Here is a 618-nt window from a genome sequence, read left to right on the forward strand (position 1 = left end):
GGGGCATGGCGCGCAGGGTGGCGTCCAGCCGGGCGGCCAGGGCCTCGTATTCGGCCAGCACGGGCAGAAGATCATCGTGGCGGGCGGGTTCTGGCGCGGGTTCGCGCAGGGTCAGGGCGCGGTTGCGGCGTCCGTAGCGGCGCAGGGCGCTCCACTGGCGGTAGTTGGCGGGCTTGGAGCGCAGGCGGCGCATCAGCCGTTCGGTGCGGCGCTGGCCCAGTCCCCGGCGCAGCAGGTAGGCGTTCAGCACCGTGCCGGTGCGACCGATGCCGTAACGGCAGTGGATGTACACCCGGCGGCCCAGGTACACGGCCTCGTCCAGCCAGTCCAGGGCCTGTTCCAGGGCCGCCTCGTCCGGGGCGTGCTCGTCCTCTATGGGCAGGTAGAACACGTCGAAGCCCTGTTCCTGCTCCAGGTCGGCCAGCACGCACAGTTCCTCGCACAGGTTCAGGATGGCCTGGATGCCCTGTTCGCGCAGGGCGTCGAGGTGCTGGCGCGTCACCGGCGCGGGACCGGCGGCGATGTGCGGGGTGACCCAGGTGACGGGAAACGCGGGATGGCCGGTCGGGGCCTGGGTGGTCAGGGCATCGCGCAGGAAGGCCGCCACCCCCCGCGCGG

The 618-nt window shown here is 72.5% G+C and carries 1 protein-coding gene; it reads right to left on the reverse strand.

Annotation, left to right across the window (positions count from 1 at the left end):
* On the reverse strand, positions 1–618 hold a 618-nt coding region (locus FVW20_RS18165), incomplete at both ends, for a protein-tyrosine phosphatase family protein (protein WP_196610684.1).

Origin of the sequence: Nitratidesulfovibrio oxamicus, from assembly GCF_015731765.1 — a bacterium.
Taxonomy (GTDB): domain Bacteria; phylum Desulfobacterota; class Desulfovibrionia; order Desulfovibrionales; family Desulfovibrionaceae; genus Cupidesulfovibrio; species Cupidesulfovibrio oxamicus.